Below are 19771 nucleotides of genomic sequence, written 5' to 3'. Positions count from 1 at the left end.
ACAAAGTCGATGTTGTAAATCTAAGAAAACGTGAGCAAATGGAAGAAAACATTAATTTATAGTGGGAGATAATTTAAGCATATTAAATTGGTATATCCCCCATAAGTAAAATAAGCCCGAAATAACAAGTCCGAATGGAGATATATCGACTGGTATTTTTATAACATCTATTGAATGGATGAATGGAACAACAAATACACCAAGAGAACCTATCATCATTAAGACAACATGTTTTTTCTTCTCTCGATTCGACTTAAGATACATGTGAATTAAGAGACATATGCCAACTAAGTAATAACCATAAACATAACCAATGTGTAAGTAAAAAAGCGGCCCTCTATCTAAAATGATAAGCGAAAATCCTTGAGAGTAATCTAAAGCCATGCCCTTGTAAAATAAATAATGCCATCCATTGGTGAAGTGAGCAATTAATGTATAGAGTGGACCAATTGATAATAAAGCTACATTCCTTTTTGTCACAAGTCTCTGATTACCTGTGAATTGTAAGATCATAATCACCCAAATAAATGATGCAAAGGGAATGCCTATATACTGAACATGTATCCAAAAGATGATTTGCTCCATTGTCGTACTTACGAGTTGAAAAGCATAGCCAAATGTATAAAAAGATGCGGCTACCACCCCTAAGCCATAACTAATCGAAATAGGAGTTTCCCTATTTTTCCAAGAAAAGTGTAGCAGCACCATAAAGCAAAAGGTGAAAATAATTAAAATGGCTGAAAGTACCATGTTATATCCCATAAAGTGAGTTCCTCCGATAGTATCTTATCGGTAATTCCTATCTTTTATATTTATATCAATTTAAGAATATGTAAATGAAAAATATATATTAGTCGAGCAGAGGATTATGATAGCGATTTAGTATTCATCGTATTAATCTTCACATACACTAAGATTTTACAATGATAGGCTTAATAAGGTATGCCTTACGACACATTAGGAGGTAATAGAGTGAGCAAGTACGATGAAGCCATGAAGCTGCTGGAAGAACAAGTGGGTAACAAGGACGGTCTGATCTCTCTGTCCACCATCGCGCTGGAACCGGGAGCCGATGGCAAAAGCCGCCCCGCCGCCCGCATTGTAGACGCTTACTATGAGGACGGCGCGTTCTACACCGTCACTTACGCGACCTCAGGCAAGATGCAGCAGATCGCCCAAAACCCCGAAGTCTCCGTTTGTATCATCGTCGAAAACTTTACGGCCGATGGGATCGGTGAAAACCTGGGCTGGGTATGTGACGAGAAAAACGCAGAGATGATGACAAAGCTGCGCACAATATTCGCCGAGTGGTATAACGACGCCAATAACGACGAAGACCCTAACACATGCCTGCTGCGCATTCGCCTGACAAAGGGCCTGTGGAATGACGCCCATAAAGGAATCAGAAATGAGATTGATTTTGTCAATAAGACGGTAAATTAATGGGATGTAGACATTTGATAATTTAAGGGCCAACCTTTACGGGAGGCCCTTCTTTTGATATTACCTTCTTCAAACGGTTTGGTATCATATCAAGCTGCAACACATCTAGCAGGAGGCACGATGGAGTGGCTCGCCTCGTCCGAACGGGCGGTTCAAAAACGCCAGAGACATGGCTCTCACTCATCGGAACCATGGCTCAATTCACTCCGGATTATTCACTTAGTTGCTACAAAAAGAATCAAGGCCGCCATATAGGCGGCCCATGTGAATCGGCGAGTTTGGACCCGTCGACAGACCCTTACACTCTCTTTGCCGCAGGAGGGCTCACGATAAAGTCCACTTGAAGCCCGGGGAATGCTTCCTGCAGCATCTCCACCACGGTCAGCATCCCGGCCTCCTCGCTGCTCTGGTGTCCTGTGATAATCAACGCCTTGGGAAGTCCCATATCTACGGCGTCTCTCACATACTCGTTGGTCTCCCATTCATTTGTCTCGCCAACGATTAAGAGATCAAGGTTTCGGCTCTCGAAGTATTGAATATGCCAAGGTCCGCCAGCCGCACCGGGCAGCAGTCCGACCTGCCGAACGGGCATGTCCAGATCCCCGATCACCGTCATGCTATCGACACCGAGCTTGCTTTTCAGATGAGTCACCAGAGTACGGACGGTATGCTGCTCATCAGAGGGCAGCGTAAGGAGATTCAACTCCTCTGGATTTGCGTAAGCTTCCCATTCCAGCTTCTTGAGTATGCTGATCTGAATCCCGTCCGGCTTGTAGCTATGGATGTAATCGTGCAGGCGAAAGATTGAAATCCCCGACTCCTCGATGAGCTTCCGCTTCTTCTCATAGACGGAACCCCCGGCTAGCCAATCCCCTTCATCTGAGTGGGTATAGTAAGTCGGCTCATGCGTGATGATCAGATCGACTCCCGCTTCCACCGCCTGCTGAATGATGGCATACGTCGCCATGAAGACAACCGCCACTTTGTGAACCTCTGCATCAAGGCGCCCGCTCTTCAGTCGATCGACCGTCTCCTCAAAAGCACCAACGGGCTCAATCAGGCGATCGATCACATTCTGGACCGTAATGGTCATCTGTGAAACCTCCTTTTTCGTTGTTTGCGTTATTTATGTACATGAGCAAGCTTACTCATCCTGTTACTATTCCCTTTCTACATGGGGCGAGTCAATCCTGCTTTCTCCAGAGGATGTCGATTATCCCTGATTAATGATCAACCCCACCTTCTGTCCCATGTTCATCCGGGACACGGGGAGTCTTCCCCCTTCATTGCCTCCGCCAGGAAGCCCCTCTCCAGGCGCAGATGCAGCAGCTCGGTCCGCAGGTCCTGCTCAATCTGATGAATGTTCGTGACGATCTCCTCCCCGATCGCTTTCCCCAGCTCCCCCTGCCGACTCACATACTCCAAGACCGACCATTGGCAGCCTTCGCACAGCTTGATCCTCGCCAGCAGCTCGTCTTCCTCGTCCACCAACTTCTCGTACACGTCATAGGTCCGTGTCATGCGGGTTTCCTCCTTGTAATGGGTGTTTTGTTGTGATTGTATATCAGAACTTCTCATGCTGAACTTGATTATGTAATTGTTTCCCATTATACAATGTGCACTATAATTCGCCAAGTATACTTCGAGGATGATTTTTCACCAATTGCCTACGATAAAGGGAGCACAGAAAGGATGTGTTTCCCTTGAAAAAGTTAAGCGAAGCTCGAACCCAAAAAGGACTGACCCAGGAACAGGTCAGTCGCAGTGTGAATATATCGCTGAAGCATTATCAAAACATCGAACATGGGATTACTTCACCGACAGTAAACATCGCTCTGCATATCTGCGAGCTGTTGGATGTTGACCCTCGTGAGATTGAGGAGTGGAAGGATCGGAGGAGGGTTGAGTAAACGTTTCAGTTAATCGACAGCAGCTTGTACTATCGTATGGTCGTAACCACAGTCATTTATCTTGAGTAGTAACTCTTAGGGAGCACTTTTCAGCAGTCAAACGGGAACTTATGTTCCTTCTTTGCCCAAAAAAAATTAACTCATTTGTGACCGTTGCAGTGCCAACCTAATCACTAATCCAGTCAATTGCACGGTGTAGAAAGTTGCGTATAAAAACCAAAACAGTTCTATACCAAAAACTATAGCTACGCTCTGCACCAACCCATATACTTCAAAAAAATTAAGAATAATACAAAGCACAATACTTACTCCCCACAAGACAACTACAAACCAATACGGGAATAGGAATTTATGAATTAACTTAGTTTCAAGCATCTTAGGGAGCAATGAATTATGAAATAACGTTAAAGTTATCGTTAGTGCCGCAATAACAATTCCTAACACACCCGCGGATGCACCTAATAAAGTTGCAGATAGCTCTTTTGAAAGGGAAATAAAGTCTGAGGTAAATGTGCCTTTTTTCCAAGAGTAAAAAATCGGAACTGACGAAATCAGAAATGACCAAAAAAAAGACCAATTAAAAAGCACCTTCACACCATTAATTCGTAATAACCCCAGAAATGTAGTGTCTCTGTAAGAAAGTTTAGAATTTGATGTTGGTGTCATCCTCATCACCCTTATTAACTACTTTATCCTTAACATCTAAAATGAAACTCCTTATTCTAGATAATAATACTTCCTCACCAAATTCATTAACGGTAATTTTACGAATTGATTTTCTGGAAAGGAATGCCCGTTGCTCTCTAACAATCTTATCTTTTCTTTTACCCTTTACCTTGACTTCATCAAACCCCTTAATATCAACTCCACCATACCCCGTCTCAACTAGTTGAATGCCGGACTCGATTGCATCAGTTAGGTGATCCGGATCATTTTTATCCGAAATCTTCATTCCATCCCTGTTTGCCATACACAAGTCCAGCTCTTTTAAATCGTGCTGATTTATTAAATTATTATACAAGTCGAACTCTTTTTTTCCGGGGTTTGGATGGATCAAGTGGAAATGAATACTTGTAACTTTTTGTATGGACTTTAACTCGGAACGAATTTTGTGTGGCTCTGGAATAAGGATAACCTTAATCTCGCCAATATACACATCCCTCCCAATTAACTGCTGAAAGATACTTATAAAGTCCTCTTCGTTTATGTAACTACTAAATTCGTGAACAATTATTTCACTTACAGGATGATAAAAAAAGCGAGATGTATGGGCTACTTCAAAATCAGTAACAATATCCTTTGTATTCATACCATCCCTTTTCTTCATACTAGCATATCTTGACTTGGTAAGGTTCCCAGTAATCAATTCACTTCCCTCTACCAGTACTTTGTTAACGTCAGTGATGGACCAATTGTATGATCCTTTTTTAAGGCTAGGGGCTGACAAAATTGCTCTAGGAATATGTATTTCAATGATATCGTTCAAATTTTGAGAAAAGATGTTTGCATGCACATTTACCTTGGACGCATAAAAAACTTTTTTTGCCATATCATGTCATTCCTTCGAAGAAATTATTCTCTACATTCTACCCTCCAACCCTAATTCTTACAATATAATTTTTGTAATAATCATATTGAATTTACAAAGTGACCAATAATCATGAACCAAACATTCATCGTCATGTTTGTCTTCAGCAAATAAACTTACCACAGCTTATGATCTGGCTCTTCATATCAATCCAACTACGATTTTTCATTCTCAAACTAATGTAAAAAGCAAAAAAAAGAGCCTTTTGTATTATGTAATTCCCATACTTACTTTAATAAACAGAGAGACTATATTATAGAGGACTAACAGTCTTTTTTGATGAAGTAAATCATTTGCAGGAAGCCCTTTGCCCGGTACCGCTGGTACTTATGTTTGGGAGCCGTTTTGAAGTTTACGATCTATGCCCCTGCATCCGATGTTATTTTAGAATATTTTTCTCCAAGTGTACTTGTCGAAGTAACAAAAACAAGGGAAGACCCAGTGAAGGACCTACCAGTAGTGTACTGGCAATCGGCAGCCATAAATACTTCATTCTCTTTCTGGTGCCTTCAAACAGAATGAATCCCATAAGCACGATCGCGGTAACGAAAACATCCATCCATGCAAAAGCTCCGATACGCGTACTGTTTATAGCTTCAAATAGGAGAGTCAAATCGAGGCCGTTGTGCACGATCCAAGGGATGAATTGCGAATAGGGCAAGACGAATCCCAGGAAAGATAATACTCCGTAAAAGTACTTCATATATAACCCTCCATTATTTTGAAAGTTTTAAAGCCACCCCTCCTGGGATGGCTTTCATTGAGGCCGTCTTTCACACCGTACATTTCGAACCCTGTCCCGTCCTTTAAAGCAGTTTGATGATCTCTCCCAGCTCATCGGCCAATCCTTTGGCAAGTTCAAAATTCTTATCTTTTAAAGCCAACTCTATTTTCAGTTCAACCGACTTTTTCTTTTGTTCCGTTTCCAAATAGTCTCGATTAAAGTGACTCGCATAAATCATTTTTCTAAATTTTCGCATGCTCATTTTTCTAATCTTCTTATCGTCAATGATTAACACATAATCCATGCCGTTTACGACCGAATAGAAATCATGGGAAACCATCAAAATCGCACCTTTATAGTCCTCGATGGCTTTCTCCAGTGCGATCTGTGCATAGATATCCAAATGGCTTGTCGGTTCGTCAAGAAGCAGGAGGTTTGCCTTACTGGCAGACACCTTGGCCAACTGAAGCATGTTTTTTTCTCCACCGGACAAAGATGCAATCGTTTGATCCAAGATTTCTCCTTCAAAATCATAGTTTGCCAGATACGATCGGATCTCGTCATACGTTTTAAACCCGGCATCGATGAATTCATCCATGATGGTATTGGATTCGTTTAGCGTTTCGCCATGAAGCTGGGACAAATAAGCCACTTTCGCATCAGCCTTTATTTCGATCGCCTCATGATGGTTTTTAAAGATCTCTCGGAGCAAAGTCGTTTTCCCGGTACCGTTTGGACCGATAATGGCTACTTTATCTGTAGATTGGATCTCAAAGGTAACGTTTTCTAAAAGCAGCTCATGGAAGGCAATGCTATAATCCTGGACGCTTACCACCGTGGTATCTTCCATTTCATGCTCCATACCAAACGTAATATCCGGCTGCTTAATCTCAACAAACGGCGCTTTGATTCTACGCGCTTCCAATCTTTCTTGAAAGCTGACTCTGGCTTTTAACGCTCTGCCTCTGGCTGCTTCTGAATTATTAGTCGCGATCACTCTAAGATGATTGATGATGTTCTCGTTTCGCTCGATTTCTTCTTCGTCCGCAATCGCGAGCTCTTGCAGCTCAATTTTGGTCTGAAGCAATGAGAATCTATACTCGATATATCGCCCGTCAAACTCTTGGATCTCCTTGTTTTCAAGGTGTATGATTTTGTTGAAGCAATGATTCAACAAATAGCGGTTGTGCGTAACGACCAGCAGCATTCCCTTGTGGGCATTCATCAATTGTCTAAGCGCGTTTAGGTTCTCAAAGTCTAAAAACACATCCGGTTCGTCCATGATTAGCAAGTCCGGACGGATAAGCATTTCCTTGATTACTTGAATAAGCTTGAATTCCCCGCCGCTCAGATCGGATACCTTACGATCTTTAAGCTTCATGAGGTTTGCCAGATTTAGTTTCTTATTCATGCTGCTTTCAAAATCATCGCCGCCTATTGAAGCGAATGCGTCCAATGCCGATTGAAGCTTTTCCAGCAGCGAATCCATGTCCGATGCGGTTTCCATTTCAGCATAGATGGATGTGATCTCATCTTGTATCTGGATGTAGGTTTCCGCGATATAGTCAAAAACGGTTGTTACTTCAGGCTTGTTTACTTGCGAGAACTGACTGACATACCCGATTTTACAGGTCGGGTCTTTCTCTAACTTGCCATCGAACAGATACCTTTCGGGATCGATCAGGATATCGATCAGTGTACTTTTCCCGCTGCCGCTTGTTCCGATAAAAGCACAATGCTGCCCCTCTTCAAGCTGAAACGAAATGTCCTTATATAGCTCTTTTTGCGGAAACGAGAAGGATAAGTGATCCACTTTTATCATAGGGTTGCCTCTCTTAAAACGATAGTGGTGACGATTCTGCCTACAAAATCTCTTTATGAAAATGTCCTCTTGTGTCGGTTTCCTGATTGAAGACAGCATGATTCACGGAGCCCTCTAACTTGCCTAAAGCCTGATGAATAACGTTCACAACCTGCTCTTGTGATTCAATGGTGAAGCTTAATCGGAATGCCTCGATTCCTTTGATGCTTTGCAGCTCATCTAGAAGATTAAGCGTCTTCCCATTCAGGATAGTCGTCGTACAATCCTCATGGGAAAGGATAGGGAACGTTCCGTTCTCATCTTTTAACGCATAGCTCTTCGTTTCGCAAACTCTGCATTGATTCATTTTTTTCATCGGACAGTATTTGGTGAACATCAAGGGAGCCTTGCCGTATACAATCATCTCCAGTGAAGGATAGCCGTCGTTTTCTTCATAATAGGCGTTCCTTAAGTCTTCCATTTGGCTCTTATTCAATTCATAAGATAAAGTGACTCGTTTTGCACCTAATTTGTGTAATTCATAGCAGCTGGCAGCATTCACGACATTTAGCGAATAGTCCGTAACAAACGGATTCGTTTCTCTGTAGTGATAAATTCCGCCATATCCCCCGATTAGCAGCTGCCCTTCTTTTTCCTTATAATCATTTTGATTTCTTCTCACAACATTTTCAAAATAGATTTCCTTAATTCCACAGCTCACGCAAGCATCATACTGTTCCTTAGTCGTTACAGAGGCCGTAAGGTATGGTTTTTCAGGGGCAAAGCTTATTTTTTCTTTTGCTCTCAAAGCCTGGGTTCTCTTCTGCTGGCTGTTCAGCTTTACGTCATATAAGCCCTGTACAATCTCTCTTCTTGCTGCATTTAACAGTTTAGCCGGAATAAACGCGTGGCATTCCTCATAATCGACCTGGTTCAGCTCGAATATCGTATCATTTAATCTGGAAAATTGCTTGATTACCTGGTCTTTGGTTGTTGGATTATTCATGGCTTTGCCCAGTATTTCCTCGCTTTCATAGGAATAATGAAAGCCTAAGCCCTCCGCATTGATGAAAAGCTTTGAATCTGGACATGCATATACTTTCATATCCAGGGCAAACCGCTTAAATTCTTTTTCCAGCGATGCTTCTAATTCTTTGGAATAGAAATAATCCTTCGTTTTATAGACGACATCTCCCGTAGACAGCGTTTCTTGGATTTTGATATAGCAGACTTTATCTGCTTTGTTGATTAATTGACCCTCTCTATCGTACAGTTTGGCAACCGCTAAATTAACATCTTCTTTGTTGTGACTTATTCGAATGGTATCGTTTTGATTTAAAGGACGTGTAAGGGTTATTTCATACCGATCTTTATCAATCCTGCTGATGGTTCCAATTTCATAACCAAAGTTATTCGGCTTTACGATGTTTGTAATGTTTCTCCTATCTTCGTGAAACAAATAGCCTTTGGTGAATGTTCGATTGAAGGTTTTCTTCAGATTATCTTTCTCTTCTTCGGTTATTTGATTATCCAAGGCCATGCGATATTTGGATACAACATTCGCCACATACGTAGGATCTTTCATTCGACCTTCTATTTTTAAAGAATCGATTTCTCTTAAATCATCGATATAATCGATTGTGTTTAAGTCCTTCGTGGATAAAATATAGTTTTTCGCTAAAGATGTATCGGTTGTCTGATCCAGTAGTTCATACTCCTTACGGCATGAACCCACACATCTTCCGCGATTTCCGCTTCGATAGCCGAGTAATCCTGACATGAGGCAATTTCCTGAATAAGAGACACATAACGCACCGTGAACGAAAATTTCCAAAGGGATTTCCGCTAATCGTTTGATCTCTTTTACTTTTTCAATCTCAACCTCACGGGACAGAACCACTCGTTTCGCACCAAGTTCTTTAAACAATAAAGTTCCGTCTACATCGTCTATTCCCATTTGAGTGGAACAATGGGCTTCCAGATCAAGAAAGTTCTTCACGATATAATCGAAAGCAGCCAGGTCCTGGACGATAATGCCATCCACACCGATTTCATTTAATCCGCGGATCTGCTCTTTCATCTCTTCCACTTCGTTCTCGAAAACGATGGTATTCATCGTAACATAGATTTTAACGTTCCTCAGGTGCGCATACGTAACCGCCTCTTGTAACGATTCGAAATCAAAATTAGATGAGTAGGCACGTGCGCCAAATTTTTGCATTCCTAAGTATATGGCATCACAACCATTCGAAATGGCAGCTTTTAAAGCTTCCATGCTTCCTGCTGGAGCTAATAATTCAGTCATTTTTTCCTCCTGGTGATTCATAAATTATGTAAAATTTGTAGTTACTTATGATACGGTTCAGCTTACACGCTATAACGGCTAAATTTCTACCAACGTAATGCCCTTGATGAGCCCCCGCAAGAATACGCACAATATTGAATGGGAAATATTAGCTTGTCATCGTCAGATTTAATGCATTGTTCATTCGCCTCTTCACATTAAATCCTCTCACCATACAATTGACCCATTACACTTATAAACTGCTTGGCTGCTGGTGTCACTTCATCAAAGGAATGCGCCACAATCCCGATATCCCGCGTGATCCGAGGAACAATCTCTTTGACAATCAAGTGATGCGGAACAGAAGTAAGCGTAAAATGAGATATAATGCCGATCCCCAAATTTTTTTGGACCATTTGGATTAAGGTTTCAGCCGTTTGGACAGTCAGACTCTCATGGAAAGAAATATCATTATCGTGAAATGTGTTCAATACAGCGGATTCATGTCCACCTTTGCAAAAAATAAGATCATTTCTGCAATGTTCCAGGTTAATCTCGCTTTGTGATTTTAAAGGATGATTCTCCGGTACAATGGCTACCATGTAGTCATGCGCCAGGATTTTAAAGCTAAAATGATCGAAGGGAGAAGCGATAATCCCTATTTCAACCGTTCGGTCTTCCACCCATTGTTTAATTTGATTAGAGGTTCCTTCCATAAGCTCAATCGTGACTTTCGGATATTGGGAGCGGAATGAACATATCACTTCCGGCAACAAGTTTGTGGAGGCAGCCGGAAATGATCCGATCTTCACCTTGCCGCGCAAAAGCTTGTTCTCCTGACAAGCGAGTTGAACCATTTTATTTTCAATTTCCTTCATTTTCCTAGCCAGGATCAACATTTCTTCCCCAACATCTGTAAGCATTAATCCATTCTGTTTGTCTCGAATAAACAACTTCACTTGTAAAGATATTTCTAAATTTTTCAAAGCTTTACTAACAGCCGGTTGGGAAATAAACAGTGCTTTGGCAGCCTCCGTAATATTCAACTTCTCCGCGATCTTCATAAACACTTCAAGATGATTCATATTCATATTTTCATTATAACCATTCGGTTATTCTCCTTATGATATAAAGATATTTCAGTTATAGTAGAACATACCTTATGATAAAATACAACTCCTGCTTACGTGAAGCAGATTATTTACTATCGACCACACTTTTATTAAAAAGTGGATTTAGGAAAGAGGTTTATATCATGAATATTCATGCTGAGCAAGATAATCGTTCATCCTTATTGGAAGAACGAAAATCATTCAGGCGCATATGGATCACCGCCTGGATGGTAACAGCCGTCTTCGTTCTCTCTAATTCAGCTACTCCGCTCTATGTATATTGGCAGCAGAAATTCAACTTTTCCAACGGCACGCTCACGTTGATTTTTGCTTCTTATATTGTTGGACTGCTCCTTACACCTATGATTGCAGGTCAACTGTCCGACCGATTTGGACGCAAGCCCGTTTTATTCCCTGGGATCACAGCAGCTATTATAGCCTGCTTGCTGTTTGCCACTGCACCTTCCGTCATAGCACTTCTTACAGCCCGCTTTTTGTCAGGGGTAGCCGTCGGCGTCATGGTCTCAGCGGGGATGGCCTCCGTTGTGGATGCGGGAGGAGCGAAGTTGAAACAACAGGCGTCCCTTGCAGCATCCATATCCATGGTGTTGGGTGCTGGCCTCGGTCCCTTGCTATCAAGCATACTGTCCAGCGTCATGACTCAACCGGTCTCTGCTTTTACCCGGCGTCCCTTCAGGTAATCGTCTGCATCTCGTATTCGGAATTACTGTTTTTGCACCGGGAATCACGGCAACATCTTTCATTCTGTCTTTAGGGCCTTCCTTGCTGGCGAAGGTTCTTGACGTAACCAATCCACTGGTAGCAGGCAGTACAGCATGTGTCATGTTTTTAACCGCCACAGGGATTCAATTCGCTCTCAACAAATTTTCTGTCCGCACGATCTTCATCATAGGAGCTATAGCCACGATCCTATCCATGATTGGTCTTGTTGCAGCAGTTACTGCCTCCTTAGTACCGTTATTTATATTAGCCGCCATTTTTGCCGGTATGGGCCAGGGACTTGGCCAATTAGGTGGATTGACGCTCATTGGCCTTCATGTCCCTGAGCACCGCAGAGCAGAGGCGAATGCTGTATTAAATATGGGAGGATATATTCCGGCTGCCTTATTGCCTGTATGCACCGGCTTTCTTATTGATGATAAAGGGCGTTTACTCCAATCTTGGTCCTTCTATCGGCCGAAGCTTATAAATTTATCGTGAGAGGTGATTCCAGAATGAATTCAAACCTTACTTCTGCCGAGCCTACTACTAAGGGCGCATCTGCATCAGAACGTCTCCCTTGGACCGGGTTACTGGCACTCTCTATGACAGGATTTATTTGTATCCTCACCGAGACCCTTCCTGCCGGTTTGTTGCCTCAAATCAGCGAGGGGCTCGGAATATCAGAAGCTTTTGCTGGTCAACTTGTCACATTGTATGCCATGGGCTCTCTGGCAGCCGCAATCCCTTTGACTGCTGCGACGCGTGGATGGCGACGACGGCCGTTACTATTACTCTGCATCATTGGTTTTCTTGTGTTTAACACCATTACGGCGATATCTTCCAACTTCATGCTTACGCTTGTTGCCCGTTTCCTAGCAGGCGTATCCGCTGGCGTGCTGTGGGGAATGATCGCGGGTTATGCCCGTCGTATGGTGCCGGATTCATTAAAAGGACGAGCTATGGCGATAGCCATGTCAGGCACTCCGCTGGCTCTTGCTCTCGGTGTCCCAGTTGGAACTTTCCTTGGCGTTCTTGTGGGCTGGCGATCGATCTTTGGAATTATGTCCCTGCTGACGGTAGCATTGGTCTTTTGGGTACTCTGGAAACTGCCAGATTTCCCCGGACAAGCTACCCATCAGCGGATTCCTCTAATTAAGGTCTTCACGATTGCCGGTGTACGTCCCATTTTGCTAGTCGTTTTGATTTGGGTGCTAGCCCACAATATTCTTTATACCTATATAGCACCCTATCTGGCACAAGCCGGGCTTGCCAGCCAAATAGGTTTTGTCCTGCTTATTTTTGGAATTACTTCTGTTGTCGGGATTTGGATAACAGGCGTTTTGATCGACCGTTGGCTGCGTTTATTAGTATTGATTAGCACCTTTGGCTTTGCTGCGGCTTCTTTGGCACTCGGTATTGGCAGTCAACAGCTCATTGTCGTTTATATAAGTATTTCCATATGGGGATTGACATTCGGAGGGGCCGCAACTCTATTGCAAACGGCATTGGCCGAAGCTGCCGGCGAGAGCGCGGATGTTGCCCAGTCCATGCTTGTGACAGCATGGAATCTGGCCATTAGCGGCGGCGGCTTGGTCGGTGGGATTCTTCTCGAATCACTTGGTGTCCTTTCCTTCCCATGGGCATTGCTTATTCTCATGCTTATTGCCTTCATCGTTTCATTGGTTGCCAAGAAACACGGTTTTTCTGCCAAAGAGCGCGCATAGGCGTAATTCGTACCAAGCCGAGGTAAGCCGTTAGTTCAAGAATCACTGCTCTGCCATCATTTACTTGATGGCTCTCGCCATTAACATGCTGGCACTATTTTAAAACTTCGTGGCTCTGAAACATTAACCCAATGGTTCTGCCCTACCGAAAAGTTTATCCACTACTTATGATAAGGTTCACCGCGATAGCTGAAGCGGCAAGTTTCAGTGATATCAAAAAGGTTCACCTGCGGGTGAACCTTTTACACTATATCAAACATCATCGTGGTTATGTTGAACTTCAGCCTGCAAATCGTATAGGAGTTGAAATATGAGATCTGTCACTGAAAACTTCACAATCCGCAGCTATAAGCTTCTAAACTTTAATACTATTACAGAACGTACCATTTCAAACTACGAAATATGGTATGTATCAAAACTCCCCTTAAAGCCACAAGATCTCACAACTTCTTTATACTCATCTTGCTTCGAAACATCATCATAATCATTCAGATACCACGTAATATCTGCTGTAGGTAAAATCCGGCATAACTCATGTACATACACTTCATCAACTTTAGAAAATGAGAATCCGTAAGAATATATTTTCTTAACTGACTTTGAAATGCTTCTAAAGAAACCTTGATTCTTTTTAAGAGCCATTTCTGTATTTTTTCTCAGTTTACTTTGCATATACTGTAGCCGATCTTCGGAACCAACATTCCGTCCCATATTTTCCTCATAGTAATCCTCATCGTTTCCATGTCCAAATAACAATTCTCCACCTTGCTCACCATGAATATGACAAACATTCTCTGCTTCATACAACATCTCTAATGTATCAGTATAGTTAAAGGTTAAGAAAAAATCGTTTTTCTTATCAATAAGCTTTACGAAGTCCGCTATTGGCAAGCTATCGGTTGGTTCAATTTCATTAATCCAATCAGCAAAATACTCTGTAATTTCTAGAATTGCTCCAACAAGATTATCTGCTAGGTCTTGATTTCTATATACTTTATGCCAAGGATTATCGTCATCATCTTCATCCCAATCAGAAAAGTAGTCATCCAATTCTAAATAACCCACTGATGTTTCAAGGTCAGACCATTTATCTCCATATGGTTCAGCATTTGAAATAACTTCGAATAATAATCCTACTACTTCAACATCATTATAACTTTCACCGCCATCAGGCATTGTTATGGATTCGGGAACATATCCACCAAATGAAGCTTTAGCATCAGGATGATTTTCTTTGAGATAGTCATGAAAATTTTCATATGATGTTTTCATTCCATGTGCAAGATCAAATCCATTACCTATTAGAAATAAACTGTTCATTTTAATCTCACGCCCCTTTACAGTTAAATATACAGACTGTATTTAACTGTGTCAATATGACTAAGTTAAATAAACTATATTTATTTTCTGCGGAAGGCGTATTGACATTAAAATGAATTATAAATTGATAGGATTGGCTCGTTCCCCTCCTGTCTGAACTTATATAATTGCGCTTTAGGTCCCGCATATCTTTGCTCTTTTTCATTGAGTACCAGCAAAATTCCCTCCCTCCCCTTAGTTGCTAAAAGTTTTTTAGAAAAATTAGTTTCATCCACCTGAAATTCAGGCACTGTATCTTTTAATAATCGATGCAATTCACGAAGGGTAAATCCCTTTTTGTTTAAAAAATGTCTAGCAATTGTCGTTGATAACAACTCTGTTTTCATACGCTCCGTAGCATATTTAATAACTTCTCTATGATCGAATGCTAATTCGAGTTTAAGTGCTTCATCTATAGTAAAAAGCTTTGCCTCTAAAGCATCTGTATTCGCTTCAAGTTCTTTAAATACTATTTCTTTGAATACATCTCTTCCATCTTGAACAGTTATAAAAATTTCAGGTCTTACTAATGAAAAATATGCAACAGAAGGAATCCATCCTCTAGGATCTCGACCTTTGTAGTAGAACGTCTTAAGTTGATTAAGTGTAAAATCCTTCTCTATTCCAGTTTCTTCTTTCAACTCCCTTTCTGCCGCTTCATCCAGTGTCTCATCCACCTTAGAAAATCCTCCCGGTAATGCCCAGTGCCCCTCATAGACCTCATCTTTTCGACGAATTAAAAGAACATAAGGTTTAAACGAGGGCATATGTGGGCGTTTTTTACACTCAAACTCAGGAAGGACCGTTAGAATACAAATATCTACCGGTAATCCATCAGGTGTATGAAAAGCCCAAATAGATTCTTCAGACCCAGGCAATAAGTGTTTCTCACCTTCTAAATACTGAACATAAACAGCGATGTTATTCTGAGCTCCAGCTATTAAATCACCAATAACACATGAAGTTTGATCTGAATTCAATTTTGTATAAAATTGTCCATTCAAGTGAACCTCATATGATAAAGCTTGCGAATCTGCTAAAGTAGTCCAATCTATACGTACAGCTTTTGTTAATAATCGTTCAAAATTCAACTTACTCAATAATATACATCTCCTCTTATTATAAAGTCATTTTGACTAAGTCATCATAACATAAATATAGCAATCTACAAAAAAGGTTGCCCATCAGTTAATGGCCAACCTTCATTTCATTCTATAAATTGAACTTTGTCAAAAGAATCTATAACCGTTCTTGCATTATGAAATAAATATTCCTTCTCTTTTCTCTTTCTATTTGCTGAATATTGAAGCTGATACACTTTAGTGGGTATATTTTCATATATTTCAGCAATGCTACTAACATAGTCATAGGTTGTAATCCAATGGCTATCAATTATGCCTCTTATTGCTTCGGAAAGTTCTCTATGATCATCAGCGTCCTCCCGCTAACTTTAAGGATACCGCTAACTCCCTTGAACGGCGCAGCTTTGACACCAAGGATTCCCTACTGCTGATCGACGATTATCATCCGACAAGTACCCCTCAAGAAGCGAAGGCTATGGCTCAACTCGCTCAGCAAATCTTGAGAGGTTACGGAGATCGGGTGGGCCGGGGACGCATGAAGCAAGACACCACGCTAAGAGCCGATTACCCGCCGCGCGGGATGGCGATTGTTACGGCTGAGGACTTGCTGGAAGGAGGTTCTAGCGTTGCCCGGTTGTTCCCTGTAGAGCTAAAACCCAGTGATGTGAATCTTCTGAAGCTAACGGAGGCTCAAGGTCAGACCCCATGCCTTCGTGAAGCAATGTCAGGGTACTTAAGCTGGCTTGCGGAAGCAATGAACAGTGGAGATTACGACGATAAGCTATCTCAGATGTTCTCCGATAAACGAAAGGAAGCTAACCTTCTACGCGTTCATGGCAGACTGATCGAAGCAGCCGTGTGGCTTCATCTCGGTCTGCAAATGGGCTTAAAGTACGCGGTCAGTGTAAGAGCGATAGATGAGCAGACAAGTCAGCATCTTCTGCATGAGGCCTGGACGGGTTTTCTCAACACCGCCAGCGAACAAGGTGAGCAGGTGACTGAGGTTAAGGCTACGACTCGCTTTGTCAACATCGTTACTGAACTAATAGCTAACGGAACCATCTACACGACGGCTGCAAAACCACTGACGGGTGAGGACATTCCGAAGAATGGAACGCATGTGGGATGGAGTGACCGAGAGTACTCTACTTCCTGCCAGATGTTCTCTACAATGCCGTTTTCCGTTTCTTGAGTGCTCAAGGAACACAGTTTCCCATTACAGCATCCATGCTCTGGCGGCAGTTAGGGGATGAAGGGTTGACCTTGACCGAAACATCGAAGGAAAACGGGAAGGAACGAAGTCACTACACGGTTAAAAAAATGGTCGGAGGATCACGCTCACGCAAGCTCTGCATCCGAGCAGAGGTCATCAGAGGTGTTGATGAAGACGCTGAAGTAAGAATGCGACCAGAACCTGTTTCGGTTCATTCTGAGCTGCCCGATGTGTTCGCCCCGGAAAACGGGGCATTGCCCCCTGAGCACAGCTAAAGCGGGGCGTGAGCCAATCCATGACGGGTAAGCAATTAGGGCATCCATGCCCCCTTTGCCCCCGTAAGAAAAAGAAATAAAATAAAAAATCAATCCCCCCCTGACAATAGGAGTAATCCCCTCTCTGCCCCAAACCTAGGGGCGGCGGGGGCAGCCTCCAGAATGTCATGCGCGGCAAGGCACCTTTGGGCCTTAATGCGGGGGATTTCACTGCACTCTGGGGGCAATGGGAGGGGCTCTCGTCACCCGTAAGAAATACATTCTCAAATATATATTATTTCCTTGGAATACTGGAGTTCATCACCATTGTCCAAGGAGAGGAAGATCAATAATGAGTAATCTCAAGCCTCAACCTGCCAAACGAGTCGAGATCATTACCCTTCGTATGGTACGGGAAAAGGCTTCCCTGCTGTACCCTAATCGGGTCATTCGTTCGCCTAAAGATGCGGCCGATCTGTTCCGTCCTTTCATCGGTGATTGTGATAGGGAGACCTTCTGCATCGTTTGTTTAAATACCAAAAATGAGCCTACGGCGCTACATCAGGTATCCTGTGGAACCTTGAGCACTGCTCTGGTGCATCCACGAGAAACGTTCAAGCTCGCTGTACTTGCTAACTCAGCATCTATTATTTGTTGTCATAACCATCCTTCGGGTAAGGCCGAACCTAGCCCGGAGGATGTGGATATGACCAAACGACTGAGAGATGCTGGTGATCTGCTAGGCATCTGGGCTATGATGTCGTCGAGGTTCCCATTCCTAAAGGAAAGGATTCCTCACTGCAAATCAACCCCGTTGAAGCTGAATTGGTGAGGAAAATATTTCATATGTATGCCGGAGGACAGGGACTGCGCAGCATTGCTAACGAACTGAACCACAACGGCTACAAAACGAAGCCTAACAAACCATTCAGCGCCGTTTCGATCAAGACGATCATCAACAATCCCGTCTACATCGGTAAGATTCGCTACAACGTGAGAGAAAACTGGAGTGAGCAACGGCGTAAGGGCATTAATCATGAGCCTATCATTGTTGATGGTGAACACGAACGTATTATCACACAGGATGTGTGGGATACCGTACAAAGCTCTACGCTAAAAAGTCCGTCACCTCGCCGCGTGTCTTCAACGGAACCTATTTGCTGACCGGAATGATGCGTTGCCCCGACTGTGGAGCAACACTTGTCGCCCATCGGATTCATGATACGCTCAAGGATGGTACCAAGGTTGTGCGGCGATACTACATTTGCAGCAACTTCCGTGCCAAAGGTAGCCGGGTTTGTACTTCAAATAGTGTGAAGGCTGACATGGCTGAACAATATGTAACCGACCGAATCGCTGCCGTGGTGGGGAAGCCTAAGATTTTGGAGGACATTGTGGCACGAATCAATAATAACCGTACCGTGAATGTCGTTCCTCTCCAAAAAGAAATAGCTTCCGTTGACAAGGAGCTTGGAACGCTGGATGCCCAAAAGAAGAAATACTTCAAGCTTTACGAAGCCGATGTTGTTGATAATGAATTTCTAATCCAACGTATGAATGAACTCAAGCAGCAGCATGAAGCACTGACCCGAAGAAGGCATGAGGCCTTAAGACAGCTTGAACGAAGCTCCGCCGACCCGGTTCCGCTGCATCAAGTAAAGCAGGTGCTGTCTCAATTCCATGAGTTGTTATCGTCAGCAGCGATTGAAACACAAAAGAACCTGCTTCAGATCATCGTGAAGCAGATTCATGTGAAGAAAGGCCAGAAAATCGAAGGCATCGAATTGGAGTTCGATGATAAGATCAATGCGTGTTTTTTAGGATATGCCCCTTCCACCCAAACGGTGGCAGGGGCTTTTGCTTTTTCTAAGCAAAAGTCCAATACTTCATACACCATCGTCATCTGATGCCAAATAGGAATAAGTCATGGGCATGGGCATCTCCATGCCCTCAAATCACAGCATATCGCCTCTGTAGCAGGCTTTTTCACAGAAAGTGACTTAGGGTAAACCCTCGCCATACTAATCCTTTTCCACGTCTTTTACGCAGTTCCCCAACAAAAAACATGCCGTTATTTGTGGTACGGTTCCCCTCGAATAATCTTCACCGCCCGGTACACCTGCTCCGTCAACACAAGCCGCATCAACTGATGCGGCAGGGTCATCCGCCCGAAGCACAGCTTCTGCTGGGCGCGACGAAGAACGGCATCCGCGATGCCGTGGCTGCCGCCAATGACAAACACCACGTGGCTGGAGCCGTAGGTGGCGAGGCGGTCGAGCTCGGCCGCGAGCTCTTCGGAGCTCCAGAGCTTGCCGTCCAGCGTGAGGGCGATGACATGGGCATCGGGCTTCACATGGGCGAGGATGCGCTCGCCCTCGCGATCCTTGACGATCTCCACTTCGGCGTCGCTCAACGTGTCGGGGGCTTTCTCATCGGACACCTCGATGATCTGGAACTTGATGTATGGCCCGAGCCGCTTCGCGTATTCGGCGATGCCTTGGACGAGGTATTTTTCCTTCAATTTGCCGACACCGATGATCTGAATAAACATGCC

At 43.2% G+C, this 19771-nt stretch carries 22 protein-coding genes and 1 pseudogene; 11 read left to right on the top strand and 12 right to left on the bottom strand.

Annotation, left to right across the window (positions count from 1 at the left end):
- Positions 1-51 precede the first annotated feature (51 nt).
- A complete protein-coding gene (locus BN2684_RS02485; protein WP_058300603.1) occupies positions 52-762 on the bottom strand; it encodes a histidine kinase N-terminal 7TM domain-containing protein in 711 nt (236 codons plus the stop codon).
- A gap of 210 nt (positions 763-972) precedes the next feature.
- Here BN2684_RS02485 and BN2684_RS02480 point away from each other — a divergent pair, with 210 nt between their 5' ends.
- Positions 973-1443 (top strand): pyridoxamine 5'-phosphate oxidase family protein, encoded by a 471-nt coding sequence (locus tag BN2684_RS02480; RefSeq protein ID WP_058300602.1) that lies wholly within the window; start codon positions 973-975, stop codon positions 1441-1443.
- Between the two features lie 298 nt (positions 1444-1741).
- Here BN2684_RS02480 and BN2684_RS02475 read toward each other — a convergent pair whose 3' ends face one another.
- Together BN2684_RS02475 and BN2684_RS02470 are read right to left on the bottom strand one after the other, a co-directional pair.
- Positions 1742-2536, bottom strand: coding sequence for a Nif3-like dinuclear metal center hexameric protein (locus tag BN2684_RS02475; protein ID WP_058300601.1), 795 nt, complete (start codon positions 2534-2536; stop codon positions 1742-1744).
- Positions 2537-2697: 161 nt separating this feature from the next.
- Positions 2698-2964: a hypothetical protein gene (locus BN2684_RS02470; protein WP_058300600.1), complete on the bottom strand. Its 267-nt coding sequence runs from the start codon at positions 2962-2964 to the stop codon at positions 2698-2700.
- Positions 2965-3137: 173 nt separating this feature from the next.
- On the opposite strand from BN2684_RS02470, the gene BN2684_RS02465 reads away from it, so the two are divergent.
- Entirely contained in the window at positions 3138-3353 is a 216-nt protein-coding gene (locus BN2684_RS02465) for a helix-turn-helix transcriptional regulator (protein ID WP_108722143.1), read from the top strand.
- A 135-nt stretch (positions 3354-3488) separates the two neighbouring features.
- Here the strand turns inward: BN2684_RS02465 and BN2684_RS24400 are convergent, their stop codons facing one another.
- The 6 genes from BN2684_RS24400 to BN2684_RS02435 all read right to left on the bottom strand — a co-directional run bounded on the left by BN2684_RS24400 (position 3489) and on the right by BN2684_RS02435 (position 10841).
- Positions 3489-4019 carry a hypothetical protein gene (locus tag BN2684_RS24400; protein ID WP_148449857.1) on the bottom strand — a complete coding sequence of 177 codons (531 nt, stop codon included), beginning with the start codon at positions 4017-4019 and terminating at the stop codon, positions 3489-3491.
- Complete coding sequence (locus BN2684_RS02455) at positions 3997-4902, bottom strand: hypothetical protein (RefSeq protein WP_058300597.1); 906 nt, start codon at positions 4900-4902, stop codon at positions 3997-3999. Before BN2684_RS02455 ends, BN2684_RS24400 begins: the two co-directional genes overlap by 23 nt.
- A 418-nt stretch (positions 4903-5320) precedes the next feature.
- The gene (locus BN2684_RS02450) at positions 5321-5644 is read right to left on the bottom strand and encodes a DUF2834 domain-containing protein (protein WP_058300596.1); all 324 of its coding nucleotides are present in this window, start codon (positions 5642-5644) and stop codon (positions 5321-5323) included.
- 103 nt (positions 5645-5747) lie between these two features.
- Complete coding sequence (locus tag BN2684_RS02445; protein ID WP_058300595.1) at positions 5748-7487, bottom strand: ABC-F family ATP-binding cassette domain-containing protein; 1740 nt, start codon at positions 7485-7487, stop codon at positions 5748-5750.
- 40 nt (positions 7488-7527) lie between these two features.
- On the bottom strand, positions 7528-9771 hold the full coding sequence (locus BN2684_RS02440; protein ID WP_058300594.1) for a U32 family peptidase: 2244 nt from the start codon (positions 9769-9771) through the stop codon (positions 7528-7530).
- Positions 9772-9968: 197 nt separating this feature from the next.
- Complete coding sequence (locus BN2684_RS02435; protein ID WP_058300593.1) at positions 9969-10841, bottom strand: LysR family transcriptional regulator; 873 nt, start codon at positions 10839-10841, stop codon at positions 9969-9971.
- Positions 10842-11005: 164 nt separating this feature from the next.
- Between BN2684_RS02435 and BN2684_RS24675 the strand changes: the two genes are divergently transcribed.
- From BN2684_RS24675 to BN2684_RS02420, 3 genes are read left to right on the top strand one after another with little or no spacing between them, the layout of a single operon-like run.
- Positions 11006-11563 carry an MFS transporter gene (locus BN2684_RS24675; protein WP_058300592.1) on the top strand — a complete coding sequence of 186 codons (558 nt, stop codon included), beginning with the start codon at positions 11006-11008 and terminating at the stop codon, positions 11561-11563.
- Entirely contained in the window at positions 11535-12083 is a 549-nt protein-coding gene (locus tag BN2684_RS24670; RefSeq protein ID WP_392388991.1) for an MFS transporter, read from the top strand. Before BN2684_RS24675 ends, BN2684_RS24670 begins: the two co-directional genes overlap by 29 nt.
- 14 nt (positions 12084-12097) lie before the next feature.
- Positions 12098-13309 (top strand): MFS transporter, encoded by a 1212-nt coding sequence (locus BN2684_RS02420; RefSeq protein ID WP_058300590.1) that lies wholly within the window; start codon positions 12098-12100, stop codon positions 13307-13309.
- Between the two features lie 393 nt (positions 13310-13702).
- Here the strand turns inward: BN2684_RS02420 and BN2684_RS02415 are convergent, their stop codons facing one another.
- Entirely contained in the window at positions 13703-14629 is a 927-nt protein-coding gene (locus BN2684_RS02415; RefSeq protein ID WP_058300589.1) for a bacteriophage abortive infection AbiH family protein, read from the bottom strand.
- Positions 14630-14736: 107 nt separating this feature from the next.
- Positions 14737-15768: an NUDIX hydrolase gene (locus tag BN2684_RS02410; protein WP_058300588.1), complete on the bottom strand. Its 1032-nt coding sequence runs from the start codon at positions 15766-15768 to the stop codon at positions 14737-14739.
- A 517-nt stretch (positions 15769-16285) separates the two neighbouring features.
- On the opposite strand from BN2684_RS02410, the gene BN2684_RS02405 reads away from it, so the two are divergent.
- From BN2684_RS02405 to BN2684_RS02390, 6 genes and pseudogenes are all read left to right on the top strand, one after another.
- The gene (locus tag BN2684_RS02405; protein ID WP_148449855.1) at positions 16286-16942 is read left to right on the top strand and encodes a hypothetical protein; all 657 of its coding nucleotides are present in this window, start codon (positions 16286-16288) and stop codon (positions 16940-16942) included.
- Between the two features lie 65 nt (positions 16943-17007).
- The gene (locus tag BN2684_RS24395) at positions 17008-17238 is read left to right on the top strand and encodes a hypothetical protein (RefSeq protein ID WP_148449853.1); all 231 of its coding nucleotides are present in this window, start codon (positions 17008-17010) and stop codon (positions 17236-17238) included.
- A gap of 331 nt (positions 17239-17569) precedes the next feature.
- Complete coding sequence (locus BN2684_RS02400; protein ID WP_058300586.1) at positions 17570-18049, top strand: JAB domain-containing protein; 480 nt, start codon at positions 17570-17572, stop codon at positions 18047-18049.
- Positions 18050-18063: 14 nt separating this feature from the next.
- Positions 18064-18381 (top strand): recombinase family protein, encoded by a 318-nt coding sequence (locus BN2684_RS02395; protein WP_058300585.1) that lies wholly within the window; start codon positions 18064-18066, stop codon positions 18379-18381.
- A gap of 5 nt (positions 18382-18386) precedes the next feature.
- Positions 18387-18512: pseudogene (locus tag BN2684_RS25320) on the top strand (recombinase zinc beta ribbon domain-containing protein); the annotation flags it as partial.
- A gap of 30 nt (positions 18513-18542) precedes the next feature.
- Positions 18543-19124: a hypothetical protein gene (locus tag BN2684_RS02390; RefSeq protein ID WP_058300584.1), complete on the top strand. Its 582-nt coding sequence runs from the start codon at positions 18543-18545 to the stop codon at positions 19122-19124.
- Positions 19125-19288: 164 nt separating this feature from the next.
- Here the strand turns inward: BN2684_RS02390 and rlmH are convergent, their stop codons facing one another.
- A complete protein-coding gene (gene rlmH, locus BN2684_RS02385) occupies positions 19289-19768 on the bottom strand; it encodes a 23S rRNA (pseudouridine(1915)-N(3))-methyltransferase RlmH (RefSeq protein ID WP_058300583.1) in 480 nt (159 codons plus the stop codon).
- Positions 19769-19771: the final 3 nt, after the last annotated feature.

It is taken from the genome of Gorillibacterium timonense, from assembly GCF_001457415.1.
GTDB lineage: Bacteria > Bacillota > Bacilli > Paenibacillales > NBRC-103111 > Gorillibacterium > Gorillibacterium timonense.
The sequence above is the reverse complement of the archived record's forward strand: the minus strand, read 5'-3'. Positions and strand labels throughout refer to the sequence as shown.

Bases quoted from the DNA above. Each gene is read 5' to 3' on its own strand.
- BN2684_RS02475 (WP_058300601.1), bottom strand. From the start codon at position 2,536: ATGACCATTACGGTCCAGAATGTGATCGATCGCCTGATTGAGCCCGTT.
- BN2684_RS02400 (WP_058300586.1), top strand. From the start codon at position 17,570: ATGAGTAATCTCAAGCCTCAACCTGCCAAACGAGTCGAGATCATTACC.
- BN2684_RS02405 (WP_148449855.1), top strand. From the start codon at position 16,286: ATGAAGCAAGACACCACGCTAAGAGCCGATTACCCGCCGCGCGGGATG.
- BN2684_RS02445 (WP_058300595.1), bottom strand. From the start codon at position 7,487: ATGATAAAAGTGGATCACTTATCCTTCTCGTTTCCGCAAAAAGAGCTA.
- BN2684_RS02440 (WP_058300594.1), bottom strand. From the start codon at position 9,771: ATGACTGAATTATTAGCTCCAGCAGGAAGCATGGAAGCTTTAAAAGCT.
- BN2684_RS24675 (WP_058300592.1), top strand. From the start codon at position 11,006: ATGAATATTCATGCTGAGCAAGATAATCGTTCATCCTTATTGGAAGAA.
- BN2684_RS02420 (WP_058300590.1), top strand. From the start codon at position 12,098: ATGAATTCAAACCTTACTTCTGCCGAGCCTACTACTAAGGGCGCATCT.
- BN2684_RS02415 (WP_058300589.1), bottom strand. From the start codon at position 14,629: ATGAACAGTTTATTTCTAATAGGTAATGGATTTGATCTTGCACATGGA.
- BN2684_RS02470 (WP_058300600.1), bottom strand. From the start codon at position 2,964: ATGACACGGACCTATGACGTGTACGAGAAGTTGGTGGACGAGGAAGAC.
- BN2684_RS02395 (WP_058300585.1), top strand. From the start codon at position 18,064: ATGTATGCCGGAGGACAGGGACTGCGCAGCATTGCTAACGAACTGAAC.
- BN2684_RS02450 (WP_058300596.1), bottom strand. From the start codon at position 5,644: ATGAAGTACTTTTACGGAGTATTATCTTTCCTGGGATTCGTCTTGCCC.
- BN2684_RS02435 (WP_058300593.1), bottom strand. From the start codon at position 10,841: ATGAATATGAATCATCTTGAAGTGTTTATGAAGATCGCGGAGAAGTTG.
- BN2684_RS02390 (WP_058300584.1), top strand. From the start codon at position 18,543: ATGGCTGAACAATATGTAACCGACCGAATCGCTGCCGTGGTGGGGAAG.
- BN2684_RS24400 (WP_148449857.1), bottom strand. From the start codon at position 4,019: ATGACACCAACATCAAATTCTAAACTTTCTTACAGAGACACTACATTT.
- BN2684_RS02485 (WP_058300603.1), bottom strand. From the start codon at position 762: ATGGGATATAACATGGTACTTTCAGCCATTTTAATTATTTTCACCTTT.
- rlmH (WP_058300583.1), bottom strand. From the start codon at position 19,768: ATGTTTATTCAGATCATCGGTGTCGGCAAATTGAAGGAAAAATACCTC.
- BN2684_RS02455 (WP_058300597.1), bottom strand. From the start codon at position 4,902: ATGGCAAAAAAAGTTTTTTATGCGTCCAAGGTAAATGTGCATGCAAAC.